The following is a 15,639-nucleotide window of genomic DNA, read 5'->3' as shown; positions in this document are numbered from 1 at the left end:
AGCATTGTCAATCTATTCCCCCGAAATCTCTCATTCTATAAAGTTTTGGAAAAGTTCTGTATTCTTCCTTTTTTCTGCTTTGTGGGAACTTTTTACTGCACTTCTGTTTCCGTCCCAGGTGGGGGAAGATTCGGGTCGGAACTCATACAAGAGCAGGCAATTCTAGATTTTTACGGAACAGAAGAAGAAAGAAAATCTTCTCTAGATTTATTAAAATCTTCCTGTAGATCCCTGAGAAAAGATAGGGGACTCGCTTGTTATAATTTATCCATTTTATACGATTCTTTAGGAGAAAATCAGTCTGCTTGGGAATATGCAGTCAGGGCAAAAAATTCAGATCCGAACGATCCACTCTATAGGGAACTAGCATTCACTTCTTCCTTAAAATTGGATTCTGAAAAGTCAGCTCTCGCGGACCAGGAAGAAGTTTTGTATAAAACTGCAATTTCCGCATGCAAAAAAGGGAATATTCCAGAAGCTTCTGAATCGGTTTCTAAACTGATAGAAATTCAGTCCATTTCCAAAGAATCATTAACAAAAGGTGTATTTGCTGAATGTGGACTGGACAAGGAATTGATCTCAAAAGCAAAACCGAACACATTCAAACCTTCTTCCGAATATTATAAATTTCTGGAGAAGAACCACCCTTATAAAAAAGTTTGGGACCTGAGTGGAGAATTCGGCAGAACCCCTAAGGATATTGTTTCAGGAAATAAGGCCACCCAATCCTGGAAAGAGCTTAAAAAAGCGGTTTCGACAAAGGATCAGGCTTCTGCTAAAAGACATCTTTTAAGTTTTAAATCGAATTTGGAAGAATTGGCCAAAACTAATTCGGAAGCATCTTTACTTTCCGCAAATTTAAAAAAGGCAGCCTTTTTATTACTCTCTGAAGATTCGAATTATTCTTCTTTCAAAGAGCTTGCGAAAGAACTCTCCGAGGGAGAGACGCAGAGAAAATAGAGATACAGAGGTTTTCTCACGCAGAGGCGCGGAGCCGCAGAGTTAAATTGGCACTGTAGGAACTCCAACATCGGGATCTTCTCTCCGTGATCTCAGTGTGCTCCGTGCGAAAAAAAACTCCGCGTCTCAGCGACTCTGCGTGCCAATCGCTTTTAGATATTCCTTCACTGCGGCTCCTAAACCGATTTCGAGCGCATACGACATGAGTCTATGACCTATAGATACTTCTGCCAGACCTGGAAGCTGAGAGAATAGTGGAAGATTAAAATGGTCCAGATCGTGACCCGCGTTGATCCCGATATTTTGGCTCTGTAGGAACTCTGCCGCTTTTTTGAAAGATTCGAATACTGTCTTACCTTGTTCTGGAGAATGATCAAAAGCATGGGCATAAGGACCTGTGTAAAATTCAACACGGTCTGCTCCGGTTTCTTTCACTAATTTAAGATTTTCTAAATCCGTTTCCATGAAGATAGATACTCGGATCCCTGCATTTTGGATCTTTTGGATGTATGTTTTTAGATCAGAGGAGTCCTTTTTTAGATCGAAACCATGGTCAGAAGTAATTTCTCCAGGAGTCACCGGGACTAACGTTGCTTGGTCAGGTTTTGCTTCCAGAACAAGATCTAAAAATCGGGAAGAAGGTTCTCCCTCCATATTATATTCTATCTTCTTCTTTTTATCCTGATTGTAGAGCGTGAGGAACTCCCTTAGATCAAATACGTCTCTCTTCTTTATATGTCTTTCGTCTTCTCTTGGATGAACAGTAATCCCATGAGCGCCGGAATCCAAAATCAGTTTGGATAGATAGATCAGGTCCGGATGATTTCCACCTCTGGAATTTCTTAAAGTGGCAATTTTGTTTACATTTACGCTCAGATGGACCATAAACCTCGTTTTCCGAATCCAATTCTTAGAAAATACAAATTAGCGGAAACTAGATTTCTGACTACTTTTTCTGCTTGAATCGGAATAAGTGTCTTCCAGCATGGTCAATTCCGATGGCAACAGCTAAGAAAACGGCTAAGAAAAAAGCTGCACCGAAGTCCAAAGCTCCGGTGAAAAAAAGCGCCCCTCCAAAGAAAAAAGCTCCTCCGGCAAAAAAGAAGGAAGCGGTTAGCGTAAGCAAACCGGCGGCAGGGACTAAAAAGTCTTCTGCATCCAAGTCTTCTCTCAATCCTCTGGGCAAAAAATTCACATGTCATACTTGTGGAACTAAGTTCTACGATCTAAACAAAGAAGTAAAAATCTGCCCTAAATGCGGAGCCGATCAAAGTAAACGTCCTCCTTCCAAATCTAGGTCCCGTGTAGCGGCTGCCAGAGTGGAAGAAGAAGAGTTTCCAGAAGAAAACTTAGACTACGATTCCGAAGCAGGTTTCGAAGAAGAAGAAGGTATTGTGGAAGAACCTCTTGAAGAGGAAGAAGACGAGGAAGAGGAGGAGGAATAATTCCCCCTTTTCGCTCCATTCTAATTATCACCGCTCCCACTGGGGCCGGAAAAACGGCTCTGGTGAGAGAATTAGATCCTTCCCGTTTTGAAATTATTTCCTTTGATTCTAGACAGATCTATAAAGAGCTAAGCATCGGGACTGCAGCCCCAACTTCAGAAGACTGCGAAAAAATCCCCCATCATCTTGTTTCATTTCTTTCCCCTTCCGAATCCATAGACGCAGCAAAATTTGTGACAATGGCAGAAGAAGCGCTGGATGATATACTTTCCAGAGATAAAATCCCAGTTTTAACAGCTGGAACAGGGTTTTATTTGAATGCTTTTTTATACGGAATGTTTCCTGTTCCAAAGATCACTGAAGAAATAAAACTGAAAGTGGAATCCTTAAGTATGGAAGAAAGGATCGAAGAACTCCAAAAACTGGACCCTAAAGCTCTCCAAAAAATCTTTCCAAACGATAACTACAGATATGGAAGAGCCTTGGAAGTGAACTGGATGGGAACTCTATGGTCAGAGCTTAAAGTGGAGGAGGGGAGCGGCGCCCTAATTTCCAAAAATTTGAATATACTTGGGGCCTTCTTCTTGGATCTGGATCGAAAAGAATTATACGAAAGAATCGATTCCAGGGCCAAAAAAATGATAGAATCTGGAATGGCAGAAGAAGCAAAAAGGGTCTCAGAAAAATACGGGGAAGATTGTCCCGGTCTTCAGTCCTTAGGTTATAATTTCGCGCTTGAAAATATTAAAGGAACGTCCAATCTTGAGACATTCTTTGGGAATTTAAGCCAGTCCCATAGGAATTACGCCAAGCGTCAGATTACTTGGTTCCGAAAGCAAAAGATCTTGGAACCGATCCATCCGAAAGAAGCGTATAAAAAGATAAAAAATATAAACGGATAAAAATCTATGTCTGCTAAAAATAATATACAGGACCAACTGCTCAATACGGCTAGAAAAGAAAAACTAGAATTAACCATCTATCTTCTTAACGGAGTTCCTTTAAAAGGGAAAGTGGTAAGTTTTGATAATTTTACTATAGTCCTTGAGCAGGAGAATAAGCAGAGTTTGGTGTACAAACACGCGATCTCCACGATCATTCCTTCCAAAGTAATCAAACTTTATACAGAAGAAGCAGCAAAAGAAGCTCCTTCCGCCTAAATGTTCCGAAAGATAGGCCGGGCACTTTTCATTCTATTTATATTAGCGGGGATCCTACTGGTATCCTATCCGCTTTTTTTTATAAAAGAAGGAGAAGCCCTGCTTGTCTGGGAGCAAGATTCTAAGTTAGTTTCCTTTGTTCGTGGTCCAGGCTTTGCTTATGAACCTGCAGTAATCCAGTTCTGGGATAAATCAGTTCGTAAAGAATCCTTAAACTCATTGGCTTTAGAGTTAGAGATCCATCATGATCTTTCTTCCGGATTATTTTCCGAAAAATCGGAAGAAGGTAAGGTCAGAGCGAAATTGGATCTGTCCTTTCATATAGAAGGAGAAGGATCCAAAAAGTTTTTTCTCTCCGGAGGAAAGACTGACCAAGGAAGAGCAAAGTATCTCTCTAATATCTTTCAGTCTAAACTTAGGGCTGGGATCGAAGATGAGAAAAATATCAACTTAAACAAGGATTCTATCTCTGCTTTCCTAAGAAACGATCTCGTGAGAATTCTCTCGAATGAACTTCCTTGGCTAAAGATAGAATCAGTTCGCATTATCAGTCTGGATATTCCGGACCCGATACTCATCGCGAATATATTCCGTAATCCTAACTATATTTTGGCTAAAAAGTTAGAAAGAATAGAAGCCTTAAAAAAGGCGGAATCTTACTCTATTCAAGAAGAAGCAAAACTTGCAGTTTCCAAAAAAAAATGGGAACAATATAAGGATTTCTTAAAGAAGAATCCTGATATGAAAGAGTTTCTATTATACGATAATATTGGAGAGAATGTAGATGTACTACTTCTTCCTTCCGATACCGTTTTTGGAGATCCTAAATCTTTGAGTAAGAAAAAGTCCGCCCCCAAACCTAAAGAGGTGGAATAAATGACACAAGACAAACCCGTAGTACTCATTATGGCGGGAGGAAAGGGAGAAAGATTCTGGCCCAGATCTAGAATTTCCACTCCGAAACAACTCCAGAAAGTATATTCTAAAAATACTCTTTTAAAAGAGACTTTGAATCGTGCTTATACGATCACAAGTCCTGATAGAGTATTTATTGGAACAAATGCTACTTTAAAAAAAGCAATCTTAGCTCAGGAGAGAAGTTTCCCTGAGAATAATTTTATAATAGAGCCGGAAGGAAAAAATACTGCACCAATCATTGCTCTAGCTTCTTTATATTTTAAGGAGAAGTTTGGAGATCCGGTTCAGGTTGTATTATCTGCAGATGCTTGGGTAAATTCAGACAAAGAATTTGCTAAGAGTATCCAAAAGGCTTTGAAAGAAGCGGATGAACATTTGGTTTTACTCGGTATTAAACCGAATCGCCCTGAAGTAGGTTATGGTTATATCGCTTCTGGAAAACCAACTAAACATGGATTCGAAGTAAAATCATTCTTTGAAAAGCCGGATGTAAAAACTGCGCTCAAGTATATTAAAAAAGCAAACTTCTATTGGAACCCGGGGATTTTTCTTTGGAAGACAAGTTTAATCTTGGATGAGTTTGAAAAACATTCTCCTAAAATATTAAAACCTCTTAAGGATAGATTTCCATTCAAGAAGATGGGAGATTTAGGAGAAGCATTCAAACTTCTTCCATCCGAACCTGTTGATATAGCAATCATGGAAAAGAGCGCTCGTATTAGAATGGTAGAGGCAAGCTTCTCTTGGGATGATGTAGGCTCTTGGCTTTCTTTGGAAAGAGTATTGCCTGGGGACAACCAAGGTAATCGTCATATCGGTAAAGAAATTCTATTTTATAAATCCGGAAACAACGTCACTCAGACTAGAAAAGAATTCACAGCTCTACTTGGAGTGCAGGATATCGTTGTAGTAGAAGAGGAAGATGTTCTCTTCATCGCTTCTAAAGAAGGGATAGGTGATATCAAGAATATGGTAGCCGAGATCCGTAAAAATAAAGGTTTACAAAAGTACACTGAATAATTTCCTGGCAGGTTAGGAACAGAATCAGGAGAACCGAATGCCTTCCGGTAAAAAAAGAAAGCGAAGAAAGATCGCGACTCATAAGAGGAAGAAAAAAAGAAGACAGAATCGTCATAAGAAGAAAGGCAAATAAGATATTCTTTTGATATCTAAAGGACCGGGAAATCGAATCGAAGACCCGGTCTTTTTCGCCCCGCCCCTCAATCGGGACCTCTCCCGACTTGGAATTAGCAACTATCAAAGCCTAAAGCAAAATCCGAAATTGGCCGATCATGTTGCTGTATGGCCTCCTTCCAGGACTATTCTCTTTTAAGACGTTGGTGGAAACCTGAGTTTCCTCCAGCCAAAGGATATACGAAATCCTACCAAGCTAAAACTCCGGATGGAGATATTCTCCAGGCCGACTTTCATTTTCATGATCGCAAGATCAGACTTACTTTGGAAGTCGCCGGAGAGAATGGCCGCATTTATGTTTCCACGATCCGAGATGGATCCATTCTAAAAGAGACTGATCTAACCACTGGTAGATCTTATCCTCTTTATTCCAGATTCGCACCATTTAGAGACTTATTATCTTCTCTTCCTGACAAGGACGCGCTTCAAATTTTGGGCGGTGCCTATGGAGTTTCTCCGGAACCTCTGGGGGGACCGGAGAGAAGGACCCCTAAACCTTGGGAAATTTCTACCAAGTATGATCATATTTTCGGAATAGATAGAAATCCGAGATCCTGGAAAAGATTTTTCCAAAGAGAGAAAAAAGAGCCCTTATGGACCAGGATCAAAAGAAGGATTTGGGGAGATCTACAAGATTATGCCTTAGGTCTTGCATCTGCTTTAGGGATCTGGTATGCATACATGGATTTTTATTTACTCGGATTTTCGCTCGCCGTTTTCGGTTTGCTTTTTGGCGGATTGGACTGGATACTGAGGAAACGCGATCCACTTTTCTCGAAAGTTGTAATCTTTCTAGGTTCTGGATCGTATTTTTATTACTACGGATTCACCCGTTTCTAAAGGAGGGGGAATGTCCGCCGAAATCGAACATCAGTACATTCTATTTAGCTTAGGCGAGGAAGAATACGCTCTTCCAATCGTTCTTGTGGATGAGATCATCAAGATCCATAACCTGGTCAAGGTTCCTAGATCCAAAAACTACTTTGCCGGTATCATGGATATCCGGGGTAAAGTGGTGAAGATGGTGGATCTAGGTGTGAAATTGAATATCCCCCATTCTCACGAACAAGGTTACGACCGCGCGATTGTAGTGAAAATCGGCGGAGAATCTGTCGGCATCATAGTAGATAAGGTAGCTAACGTAGCACTCTTTCCTCCTGAAACAATCAATCCTCCTCCTCCTTCTATCAAAGGAATTTCCTCTCGTTATATCACGGGTGTCGGTAAAAAGGACGATAGGTTTATCATCCTAATCGATATCGAAAAAATTCTAGGGTCAGAAGAATTAGCGGAGTTGGGTGCTGGGGCGAAATGAAACAAACCCGCCTGATACTGGGCGTATTACTCCTGATCTTCTTTGGGTTTGGGGTAAACGTCCGAACCGAGGCGGATGAACAGGACCAAAGATTAGATCCTGCAGGTATATATAAACTTCCTCATGAGGTAATCCCTCCAGCAAGTCTCCGAACATTAAAGGAGAACTTGCTCAATTCTACCGACACAGCTTCTGATCCGATCACAACGATTCGTCAAGTTTTAGATCCATACTATGCTCAATTTGTAGATCCAAAAAGAACGGAAGAAGAAAGAAGACTAGGTCGTATCTTTACCGAAAAAACTGACAGAAACACTCTAAGGCTTCTGATCTTAAAGATGTTAGGAAAGATCACTACGGGGCAGCAGCTTCGTGATTCTCCGATCTTATTTGAACTACATTGGTTACTTAGCCAAGAATATTCCAAAAAGAAACAAAACTTCAAGGCATTAGAAGAAGCTTTGGCGGCACTGAGATATAGAGATTTTTCTCACACAGAGGAGTCCTTCTCGAAAGAAGAAAGATTGAGAGAACTATACGATACAAACGAAGTAGAAAGAGCCAGACAACATGCAAAGGTCAAAAAGGAATTAGAAAAAGCGAATTTAGATCTGGAAAATGCGAAAGATAGAGTCCATCTTTTAGAAGCTTCTTCCGTAAGGGAGAAGGACCTGATCTTTGAATCTAATCCGCCTAGCAATGCTCGCAAAGTAACTGCGAATGATATCAGTCTTGCAAAACAAAACGTAAAGAATGCTGATGATTCTCTTAAAAAAGCTGCAAATGCATATAAGGATTCATTCGAGAATAATTATTATCCATTTTTCAAAAGAAAATCCAAAGAGGACGCAGATACAGTTTTTGCATTAGCGAAATTTGTAAAAGATTCGGAGAATGAAAACAAGGAAAGACTAAAAGTAGTTAATAAAACCTCCGTGAGTGGGCAGGGGATCTTCGTTCTATTTGATTATAAAAGAAATACGGACTTCTTTGCTTACGCGGCATTACTCGAGTTAGCATTTCGTTTAGATCCGGAACATTCCCAAGTGGTTTTGGCATTGGCAGAAGAGTTAAAGGCTTCTGGTAAAAAAGCCAAATCACTGGACTTCTTCTTAAAGTATCTGGCGCTTGCATTAAAAGAAAATAAAACTCCTGCAGAGATCGCTTATGTATATCGTGCTATCGCTTCCTTGCATACTGAACTTAAACAATATGTTTTGGCCGCGGAGTTTTACGAAAAATATTATCTCGCAGAACCAGATCCTAAGAAAAAAGGGATTTATGCTTTTGAGCTTGGAAACTTTTTCGAAAGCAAACTAGGCAATTTAGAATCAGGCAAAAAATACTACGAGGACTGGTTACAGATCAGAGAGCAGGAAAAAGCGGTTGCTTCCGATCTATCATTTCCAGATTCGCAGGAAAGAATCCGAATGGAAGTCTTGGCTTATTTAGGGATTTCTAAACTATACAGATACGAGAAAAAACCTCCTAAAGAAAAAGAAGAGCTGATTAAATCTATCCAAGCCTATGATCGACTCCGAGAAAATTTAAGATTAGAAGAAGAGAAATATTCCCTGGGGAAAAAGGAATTACTCCAGATAAAAAAAGGTCTTTTGGAAAGAACAAATGACCAAGACATGGCCCAATACAGACTCAAAAGTTTAGAGATGGAGGAGTCCAAAGAAAAAATGGATATTATCCGAACTAAACTGGATGCATCGCCTGGACCAAGAGCAATGCAAAGATTATCAGTCTTATATGAATTCGAAAAGGATTATGGACAGTCCAAAAAAATGAATGAAGAGATCCTGAAAGTAGGGAATCAGACTGAAATCAATTTGGCTCTTAAAAATATAGAAAGGATAAATAAGATCTTAGAAGATGGAATGGCGAGAGATCCTTATCCAAGGGATCCACTTTCCGGCGATACATATTAGAACGGTCTGTTGGATTTCCTACGCGCGAGTTTAATTTAGAATCTTCTTCGCTTTTGTATATTTTTCCACATCGTCTACACCGGATTCTTTTTCTTCTTCTTCTCTATCTTCCGGTTCTATTACTCTGAATTCTACCTGATCGATCACTTCTCCCTCATAGGAGACTTTTACTAAATATTTGCCTGCGATCAATTCTTGGAAACGGCCTCTAATACTGGAACTGGAGATTTCCGGTCTTTTACGTGTTACTTCTATCTCGTTAAAGCCTACTTGAAATCTGCTTAGGCTCACATATATTTCCGCTTCCGGATTCGGAACTCTGGAAAATTTATAAATATATACCAGTGTTTTGTTGGTGGGAAAGATTAACTTCTCTCTGGTGAGAGTGAACTCTTGAACGGTGGTGAATTTTTTCTCCAGCAAACTTTGTTTGGTTTCATCCACCAAGGCCCAGCCGAATTCTCCGCTCATTCCCAAGCAGGAAACAAGGAAGAAAGAGTATAATAAAATTATAAAATAGGAAAATCGGATGTTCATTCCTTAGATCATTCTCCCTTTTCTACCACTCTTCCCTTATCGGAAATGTCTTTTTCTCTAGAAGAATATTCTCTATCAGGAAAAACAACTCTGAAGCCGGAATCTTCGTTCCGTTGAGGATACATGAGTCTTTGTAAGAAGCGATAGGTTAAATATGCGAATAATATAATTAAAAGGAATTTCATCTCTTAAGTTTGCTCCATTTTCGAATGGAGCCTGTAGTCTATACTTGGCGGAAAAGTGATTCCGGCAACCCGATTTCCAAAAAACAGAGTTGCTGATTTGGGTAATGATATTACTTTTTAGGAATTAACGGGAATACCCGAATGTGAGCCACTTGCCCCCTGGATATAGTCCAGGCGGGGCATTTTTCTATTCATTTCAAAAAGGTTCGTGATTGGAAAAAATTCCCACTCAGAAGGAATAAGCAGGATCAAATAAATCCGGATTCGCTATATATATAGTTTTTTAAGTTCTTATTCTCTTCTTCCGTTTTCGCGATCTTAGCTTTTACAGCGTCTCCGATGGAGACGATCCCGACCAATCTGTTCCCATCCAGAATAGGCATATGCCGGATCCTTTTTTTTAGCATAATAGAAAGAACTTCATCCACTTGGTCGTTTGGTTGCATAGTAGTCAATGTGGTGGACATTAGATCCGCCACTGTTTTATCGAATACTGCTTCCCGATCTGTGGAAGCGAAATGAAGTAAATCCCTTTCTGTAAATATACCGGCGAGTTTCCCTTCTTTAAGCACTATCACGGAACCTATATCATACTTGGTCATAAATCGGATCGCTTCCCAAACGGTGGTACTGGGTTCCACCGAGAGGATCTTTCGGTCCTTTTTTTCCAAGATATCTTTTACCAGCATGGCTACCTCTAGGCCCAAAGTGTAGTTTCGAGGGAGCTTCGATTCAAGGACTTTTTTTGGAAAAAAGAGGTCGGAACTATGACAAGCTATTGGTCCTTTTAGTCGAATGAGCGGAAAAATTAGGACTAAAATTGGCAAAAAACAATAAAATAAGACTCCATTTGAATTTGGAAAATTCAGTGATTTATTCTTGGATCTCAAAGTGGTAAAATAGATCAAAGGAGAAGTTTTGAAAATTTTGCGGAAACAATTATATTCCGAAAAAAGGATTTCCCAATTCACTCCTAACGTGGGAGCATAACGGAAGAGCCGCAGTTTTTACCACCTCAGGAATATGTTATTATCGAACATGAGTTCTTCTTCAGAACAACCGAATATTCTAATTGTTGAAGACGAGTGGCTTCTATCTTTCAACCTCCAAAAGACTCTCCAAAATTTAGGTTATAAGGTTGCAGGAGTCGCTGCGAACGGTCAGGACGCCCAATCAATTTTTAAAGAAACAGATCCAGATCTAGTTCTTATGGATATCTCTATCGAAGGAGATATGGATGGGATCCAGACAGCGCAACATATCCAAAGGATCAAAGACGTCCCGATCGTTTTTATGACTGCATACACCGACGACTCCACATTCATGAGAGCGATGGATGCTGCTTCTACTTACGCTTATATCACTAAACCATTTCAGAACCACCAACTTAAGTCTTCGATAGAGATCGCACTTCGACAACAAAAACGTTTGGGAATCGTTAAGGAAAGTGGCAAAGAATTTAAGAATGTAATCCAAAGCATTTCAGAAGGTGCAGTTTCACTGGATGGAGAGGGGAATATTATATTCTTAAATCATTCTGCAGAAGAGCTTACGGGTTGGACCCTGGAAGAGGCTCTTGGAAAACCGGGAGATGTAGTTCTCTCTTTTATCCAAACCCAGATTGGTTCCGGAGAACATCCGGATAATTTAGGCCATAATCTTAGATATATTCCTGCAGTTCTTGTTAGAAAGGATGATAGAAAGATCAGAGTAGGATTTAGAGTATCTCCTATTAGAGACGAGGCAAATCGGATCGTAGGAAGTATCGTAACCTTCTCCGAATTAGACCTTCTATCTGTATCTGAAAAAAGAATTTCCGAAATGGAGAAGGTGATCCAATCGGAAAAAAGATTGGAGTCTATCCAGAAATTGGCAGCAGGTATCGCTCACGAGATCAATAATCCTCTTATGGGGGTGATCAATTACGGGAATATTATTCGGAATAAAAAGGATCTTCCTGCTGATATTAGAAATTATGCCAGAGTGATCATAGAACAAGGAGAAAGAATTTCGGGTATTATCCGAAATCTAATTCTATTCTCTCGATCTGATAATGAAGAGCCCACTTGGTGTAAATTGGATGATATTCTGGCCGGGGTAGAAGGAATTATCTCTGAATTATTAAAATCCAAAAACCTGGAAATTTCAAAGAATATTCCTGATAATCTGCCGGATGTATTCTTAAAGCAGAATCAGATTAAAGAAGTATTATATTACCTTTTATATTTTTATGCAGATGGAGTCGGCTCCGATCTAAAAGGCAGCACCATCCATTTTAGTGCAGGGTTGGAAGATACTAAAACAGATTCTGAAAAGTATCTAGTCATCCGGCTTTCTGGAACCTTGAACGGAGAGCTGGACCCAGAGAATGCATTCCAACCTTTTGAAAGGATACAATCGGATGATTCCAGGATAGGGATGGGGCTTTCTGTTTGTTATGGTATCATTCAATCCAATCAAGGAAAACTGGATGTCCAAAAGTCAAATTCAGGCACTGACTTCCATATCCGTCTTCCTATCCAAACAAAATAAGGACTCAATTTAGGCCTCTTTTATCCTCTGGATTTCTTATCGAAAATCGATGGAAATTTTGGGCTTCGCCCCAAAACTAGTCATCAGATCGATAAAACCAATAGGTATAACTGGAATGTTAGATAAAATCAAGAGCGCATTAGGTGCGGAAGCGGATTCTCTCTTAAATCATGTCTCTAAAACCATCCCCAAGGAAACCCTGACCATCCCTGGTCCGAATTACGTTGATGAAATTTTTGCTAAGACTGACAGAAACAACTCTGTTCTTAAAAATTTCCAATCCATCTATAACACTGGACGTTTAGCAGGAACAGGATATCTTTCTATTCTTCCTGTGGACCAAGGAATCGAGCATAGTGCGGGCGCGTCTTTCGCTAAGAACCCAGCTTATTTCGATCCTGAAAATATCGTAAAACTCGCGATCGAAGGCGGATGTAACGCAGTTGCCTCTACCCTTGGAGTTTTAGGATTAGTATCTCGCAAGTACGCTCACAAAATTCCTTTTGTAGTTAAGATCAATCATAACGAACTTCTAAGCTATCCTAACAAATTCGACCAAATCCTTTTTGCAAACGTAGAGCAGGCATTCGATATGGGTGCTGCTGCTGTAGGAGCTACAATCTATTTCGGTTCTGACGAAAGTTCCAGACAGATCCAAGAGATCTCAGAAGCTTTCCACAGAGCTCATGAACTTGGACTCGTAACTATTCTTTGGGCTTATCTCAGAAACGATTCATTCAAAAACGATAAAGCAGATTATCATATCGCTACCGACCTTACTGGACAGGCAAACCATTTAGCTGCTACTATCCAAGCGGATATCGTAAAACAAAAATTGCCTGAAACCAACTTAGGCGGATTCAGAGATCTGAAATTTGGTAAAAAAGACGATAAGATGTATACCGATCTTTCTTCTGATCATCCGATCGATATGGCAAGATACCAAGTAGCAAACTGTTATATGGGTAAAATTGGTCTGATCAATTCCGGCGGTCCTTCCGGTTCTAACGATTTGGGCGATGCGGTAAAAGCTGCAGTCATTAACAAAAGAGCTGGTGGAATGGGACTTATCTCCGGAAGAAAGGCATTCCAAAAGCCTATGAAAGACGGAGTAGCATTGTTAAACGCGATCCAAGACGTATATCTGTCTAAAGACGTAACAATCGCTTAATAATTTATAGGTTCTTGAAGTCCGCGTAGGCGGTCTGTAGGGCCAATTCAAAAACATAAAATATTTTTCCGGAACAAAAATAATACCGGAAAAATTCGAGGGGGAAAGCGAGTCCACAAAAGTGGGTTTGCTTTCCTTTTTTTATTGGTATATATTAAAATAGTTTAATAAAGAGGCTCTTATGGAGATCAAAAAAGGTTTTGCAGATTCGATCGGGAATACTCCTCTCATCCGTTTGAATTATTATTCAGACCTAACAGGTTGTGAAATTTTAGGAAAAGCAGAATTCTTAAATCCTGGAGGTTCCGTAAAAGACAGGGCAGCATTATTCATTATAGAAGAAGCGGAGAAGAAGGGTCTTTTAAAGCCGGGTGGCACAGTGGTCGAAGGCACTGCAGGAAATACTGGAATCGGTCTAGTACATATTTGTAATGCAAAAGGATATAAATGCCTGATCGTGATCCCAGACACTCAATCCAAAGAAAAAATAGATTTGTTAAGAACACTTGGCGCAGAAGTAAGAACGGTTCCCGCAGTTCCATATAAAGATCCCGGGAATTATGTAAAAGTTTCAGCCCGCATAGCGGAAGAAACTCCAAATGCAATTTGGGCAAATCAATTTGATAATGTGGCAAACCGTTTAGCACATTATCATACTACAGGACCTGAGATCTGGAGACAAACAGAAGGGAAGGTGGATGCTTGGCTAGCCTCTTTAGGAACCGGTGGAACATTCAGCGGGACCGCAATATTCTTAAAAGAAAAAAATCCGAAGATCAAAACAATCGCTGCGGAACCTTATGGATCAGCAATTTACAATTTTATAAAGAAGGGTGAACTAAGCTCGGAAGGAAATTCTTTCACAGAAGGGATCGGTAATGGGAGAATTACCGAAAACATGAAAGATGCTCCATTTGACGATGCGATCCGAGTTACAGATGCAGAATGTTTAGAATATATTTATACACTTCTTCGTAAAGACGGATTGTTTGTGGGAGGGTCAAGCGGGATCAATATAGGTGCTGCTGTAAAACTTGCAAAAGAGTTAGGGCCAGGACATACAATAGTCACCATTCTTGCCGATAGTGGGGCAAGATACCAGTCCAGGCTATACGACCAGGACTGGTTGAAATCGAAAGGATATTCTATTCCGGAAGTTTAGAAAGTACTTACATATCTTAGGTCGGTGTGATATTCCCAAAGATTACTCGCGCCACCTGCAGCGATTGGTGTATAATTACTTTTGAAGTTAAATCCTTCCTTAACTGCTTCTCCAGAAGGAGTTTGGATAATATTATGAGTCGCCCATTTTTGTCCTAAAAAATAGCTTTGGGCCAACTGCACTAAATACAATCCTACACCGAAATAAAGACCGGTTCTGCTATAAGTTTCATATTGGTTTTCTTTACTTTTAAAGGAATTATACTCAGAAATACTATCCGATTGAAGTTTAGTCACAAGAACCGACGCTCCCATAATTCCGGAACCTTGGATCTGTGCATAAGTAACTGGATCTTCGAATAAAATTTTGCCTAGACGATTCTCTGCTTTATTATGCTGTTCTGTTGCTGCTTGGCTTCCACCCACCGCAACAATGATAGAAAGACCGATCGCTATCTGATAAGCTCTCGCGTAATTATCATGTTTCATAGTTGAAAGTCCCCAACCTGGGAGGATGGCTGATTTCCAAACAGGTTCCCATGGATTTCTGTTTGCGGAAATATATTCTTCCCAACTAGAATCTTGTTCATCGATGTATTTCTCAATCAATGCCAGACGTTTTTGGACCGCCTTATAACTATTCTCCTTGATCATTTGTTCTAGAAGAATGGTGTCTAATTGTTCTTCTTTTTCAGGCTTTTTGCCGTCTTTATTCAGTTTCTTTTTTTCAGTATCGAATAATTTTGCAAGTTCCGCCTCGTCCTTGATATCTTTGAAGATAATTTTTAAGATCTGGGACTTAGCAAGGGTTTGCCTTTTAGTTTCTTTAAGGATTGTAACAGTATCTGTAGATTGATCGATTACAGTTCCATAGGTTTTTTCACCGTTTTTTAAAAGGATCGTTTCTGCCGAAACTTGGCTGAATGCGATCGTAAGGAAGATAACGGAGATTGATAAAGACTTAGGTCTTATTAGAATTGAGCGGTGATTTTTCATTTGAATTCCTATTCGGTCTTTTGTACTTTTCTCTCTTTGTCACCTTCAGAAGGTAAGCGAGTCAACGTAAAAACTTGACTTCACTTTTTGAATTCAGGGATTTTTCCTTGTCGTAGAATATGCGTCCG

General features: G+C 39.9%; 17 protein-coding genes. 12 read left to right on the top strand and 5 right to left on the bottom strand.

All coding sequences use genetic code 11. The features are described from left to right. Positions 1-45 precede the first annotated feature (45 nt). Complete coding sequence (locus tag B1C82_RS19850) at positions 46-960, top strand: hypothetical protein (RefSeq protein WP_234008338.1); 915 nt, start codon at positions 46-48, stop codon at positions 958-960. Between the two features lie 126 nt (positions 961-1,086). Here the strand turns inward: B1C82_RS19850 and B1C82_RS19845 are convergent, their stop codons facing one another. Further along, complete coding sequence (locus B1C82_RS19845) at positions 1,087-1,845, bottom strand: pyridoxine 5'-phosphate synthase (RefSeq protein ID WP_086449256.1); 759 nt, start codon at positions 1,843-1,845, stop codon at positions 1,087-1,089. A 113-nt stretch (positions 1,846-1,958) separates the two neighbouring features. Here B1C82_RS19845 and B1C82_RS19840 point away from each other — a divergent pair, with 113 nt between their 5' ends. The 8 genes from B1C82_RS19840 (at position 1,959) to B1C82_RS19805 (ending at position 8,929) form a co-directional block, all read left to right on the top strand. After that, positions 1,959-2,405 (top strand): FYDLN acid domain-containing protein, encoded by a 447-nt coding sequence (locus B1C82_RS19840; protein WP_086449255.1) that lies wholly within the window; start codon positions 1,959-1,961, stop codon positions 2,403-2,405. 17 nt (positions 2,406-2,422) lie between these two features. Continuing rightward, positions 2,423-3,307 (top strand): tRNA (adenosine(37)-N6)-dimethylallyltransferase MiaA, encoded by an 885-nt coding sequence (miaA, locus tag B1C82_RS19835; protein WP_162494900.1) that lies wholly within the window; start codon positions 2,423-2,425, stop codon positions 3,305-3,307. A 6-nt stretch (positions 3,308-3,313) separates the two neighbouring features. After that, positions 3,314-3,565, top strand: coding sequence for an RNA chaperone Hfq (gene hfq / locus B1C82_RS19830; RefSeq protein WP_008592014.1), 252 nt, complete (start codon positions 3,314-3,316; stop codon positions 3,563-3,565). Beyond that, positions 3,566-4,441, top strand: coding sequence for a hypothetical protein (locus B1C82_RS19825; protein WP_086449253.1), 876 nt, complete (start codon positions 3,566-3,568; stop codon positions 4,439-4,441). Further along, complete coding sequence (locus B1C82_RS19820; RefSeq protein WP_086449252.1) at positions 4,442-5,503, top strand: mannose-1-phosphate guanylyltransferase; 1,062 nt, start codon at positions 4,442-4,444, stop codon at positions 5,501-5,503. A 282-nt stretch (positions 5,504-5,785) separates the two neighbouring features. Then, positions 5,786-6,517 carry a hypothetical protein gene (locus tag B1C82_RS19815; protein WP_086449251.1) on the top strand — a complete coding sequence of 244 codons (732 nt, stop codon included), beginning with the start codon at positions 5,786-5,788 and terminating at the stop codon, positions 6,515-6,517. Positions 6,518-6,527: 10 nt separating this feature from the next. Then, positions 6,528-6,992 carry a chemotaxis protein CheW gene (locus B1C82_RS19810; protein ID WP_008591961.1) on the top strand — a complete coding sequence of 155 codons (465 nt, stop codon included), beginning with the start codon at positions 6,528-6,530 and terminating at the stop codon, positions 6,990-6,992. Next, positions 6,989-8,929: a tetratricopeptide repeat protein gene (locus B1C82_RS19805; protein WP_086449250.1), complete on the top strand. Its 1,941-nt coding sequence runs from the start codon at positions 6,989-6,991 to the stop codon at positions 8,927-8,929. Before B1C82_RS19810 ends, B1C82_RS19805 begins: the two co-directional genes overlap by 4 nt. Before the next feature lie 30 nt (positions 8,930-8,959). On the opposite strand, the gene B1C82_RS19800 is transcribed toward B1C82_RS19805, so the two are convergent. The 3 genes from B1C82_RS19800 to B1C82_RS19795 all read right to left on the bottom strand — a co-directional run bounded on the left by B1C82_RS19800 (position 8,960) and on the right by B1C82_RS19795 (position 10,340). Further along, complete coding sequence (locus tag B1C82_RS19800) at positions 8,960-9,466, bottom strand: LIC_12238 family plasminogen-binding lipoprotein (protein WP_086449249.1); 507 nt, start codon at positions 9,464-9,466, stop codon at positions 8,960-8,962. A gap of 8 nt (positions 9,467-9,474) precedes the next feature. Next, a complete protein-coding gene (locus tag B1C82_RS20715) occupies positions 9,475-9,651 on the bottom strand; it encodes a hypothetical protein (protein ID WP_167373778.1) in 177 nt (58 codons plus the stop codon). Between the two features lie 248 nt (positions 9,652-9,899). Continuing rightward, positions 9,900-10,340, bottom strand: a complete 441-nt coding sequence (locus tag B1C82_RS19795) for a CBS domain-containing protein (protein ID WP_086449248.1) — start codon at positions 10,338-10,340, stop codon at positions 9,900-9,902. Between the two features lie 349 nt (positions 10,341-10,689). Between B1C82_RS19795 and B1C82_RS19790 the strand changes: the two genes are divergently transcribed. From B1C82_RS19790 to B1C82_RS19780, 3 genes are all read left to right on the top strand, one after another. After that, positions 10,690-12,183 (top strand): ATP-binding response regulator, encoded by a 1,494-nt coding sequence (locus tag B1C82_RS19790; RefSeq protein ID WP_086449247.1) that lies wholly within the window; start codon positions 10,690-10,692, stop codon positions 12,181-12,183. A gap of 115 nt (positions 12,184-12,298) precedes the next feature. Next, entirely contained in the window at positions 12,299-13,354 is a 1,056-nt protein-coding gene (locus B1C82_RS19785; protein WP_086449375.1) for a class I fructose-bisphosphate aldolase, read from the top strand. A gap of 181 nt (positions 13,355-13,535) precedes the next feature. After that, entirely contained in the window at positions 13,536-14,516 is a 981-nt protein-coding gene (locus tag B1C82_RS19780) for a cysteine synthase A (protein ID WP_086449246.1), read from the top strand. Here B1C82_RS19780 and B1C82_RS19775 read toward each other — a convergent pair. Beyond that, positions 14,513-15,511, bottom strand: coding sequence for an LA_0442/LA_0875 N-terminal domain-containing protein (locus tag B1C82_RS19775; RefSeq protein WP_086449245.1), 999 nt, complete (start codon positions 15,509-15,511; stop codon positions 14,513-14,515). The genes B1C82_RS19780 and B1C82_RS19775 overlap by 4 nt on opposite strands. Positions 15,512-15,639 lie beyond the last annotated feature (128 nt).

It is taken from the genome of Leptospira venezuelensis (assembly GCF_002150035.1).
In the GTDB taxonomy this organism is placed as follows: domain Bacteria; phylum Spirochaetota; class Leptospiria; order Leptospirales; family Leptospiraceae; genus Leptospira_B; species Leptospira_B venezuelensis.
The sequence above is the reverse complement of the archived record's forward strand: the minus strand, read 5'-3'. Positions and strand labels throughout refer to the sequence as shown.

Coding starts and splice junctions, on each gene's coding strand:
- B1C82_RS20715 (WP_167373778.1), bottom strand. CDS start 9,651: ATGAAATTCCTTTTAATTATATTATTCGCATATTTAACCTATCGCTTC.
- B1C82_RS19825 (WP_086449253.1), top strand. CDS start 3,566: ATGTTCCGAAAGATAGGCCGGGCACTTTTCATTCTATTTATATTAGCG.
- B1C82_RS19810 (WP_008591961.1), top strand. CDS start 6,528: ATGTCCGCCGAAATCGAACATCAGTACATTCTATTTAGCTTAGGCGAG.
- B1C82_RS19805 (WP_086449250.1), top strand. CDS start 6,989: ATGAAACAAACCCGCCTGATACTGGGCGTATTACTCCTGATCTTCTTT.
- B1C82_RS19840 (WP_086449255.1), top strand. CDS start 1,959: ATGGCAACAGCTAAGAAAACGGCTAAGAAAAAAGCTGCACCGAAGTCC.
- B1C82_RS19790 (WP_086449247.1), top strand. CDS start 10,690: ATGAGTTCTTCTTCAGAACAACCGAATATTCTAATTGTTGAAGACGAG.
- B1C82_RS19785 (WP_086449375.1), top strand. CDS start 12,299: ATGTTAGATAAAATCAAGAGCGCATTAGGTGCGGAAGCGGATTCTCTC.
- B1C82_RS19780 (WP_086449246.1), top strand. CDS start 13,536: ATGGAGATCAAAAAAGGTTTTGCAGATTCGATCGGGAATACTCCTCTC.
- B1C82_RS19815 (WP_086449251.1), top strand. CDS start 5,786: ATGGCCTCCTTCCAGGACTATTCTCTTTTAAGACGTTGGTGGAAACCT.
- hfq (WP_008592014.1), top strand. CDS start 3,314: ATGTCTGCTAAAAATAATATACAGGACCAACTGCTCAATACGGCTAGA.
- B1C82_RS19775 (WP_086449245.1), bottom strand. CDS start 15,511: ATGAAAAATCACCGCTCAATTCTAATAAGACCTAAGTCTTTATCAATC.
- B1C82_RS19820 (WP_086449252.1), top strand. CDS start 4,442: ATGACACAAGACAAACCCGTAGTACTCATTATGGCGGGAGGAAAGGGA.
- B1C82_RS19845 (WP_086449256.1), bottom strand. CDS start 1,845: ATGGTCCATCTGAGCGTAAATGTAAACAAAATTGCCACTTTAAGAAAT.
- B1C82_RS19800 (WP_086449249.1), bottom strand. CDS start 9,466: ATGAACATCCGATTTTCCTATTTTATAATTTTATTATACTCTTTCTTC.
- B1C82_RS19795 (WP_086449248.1), bottom strand. CDS start 10,340: ATGCTGGTAAAAGATATCTTGGAAAAAAAGGACCGAAAGATCCTCTCG.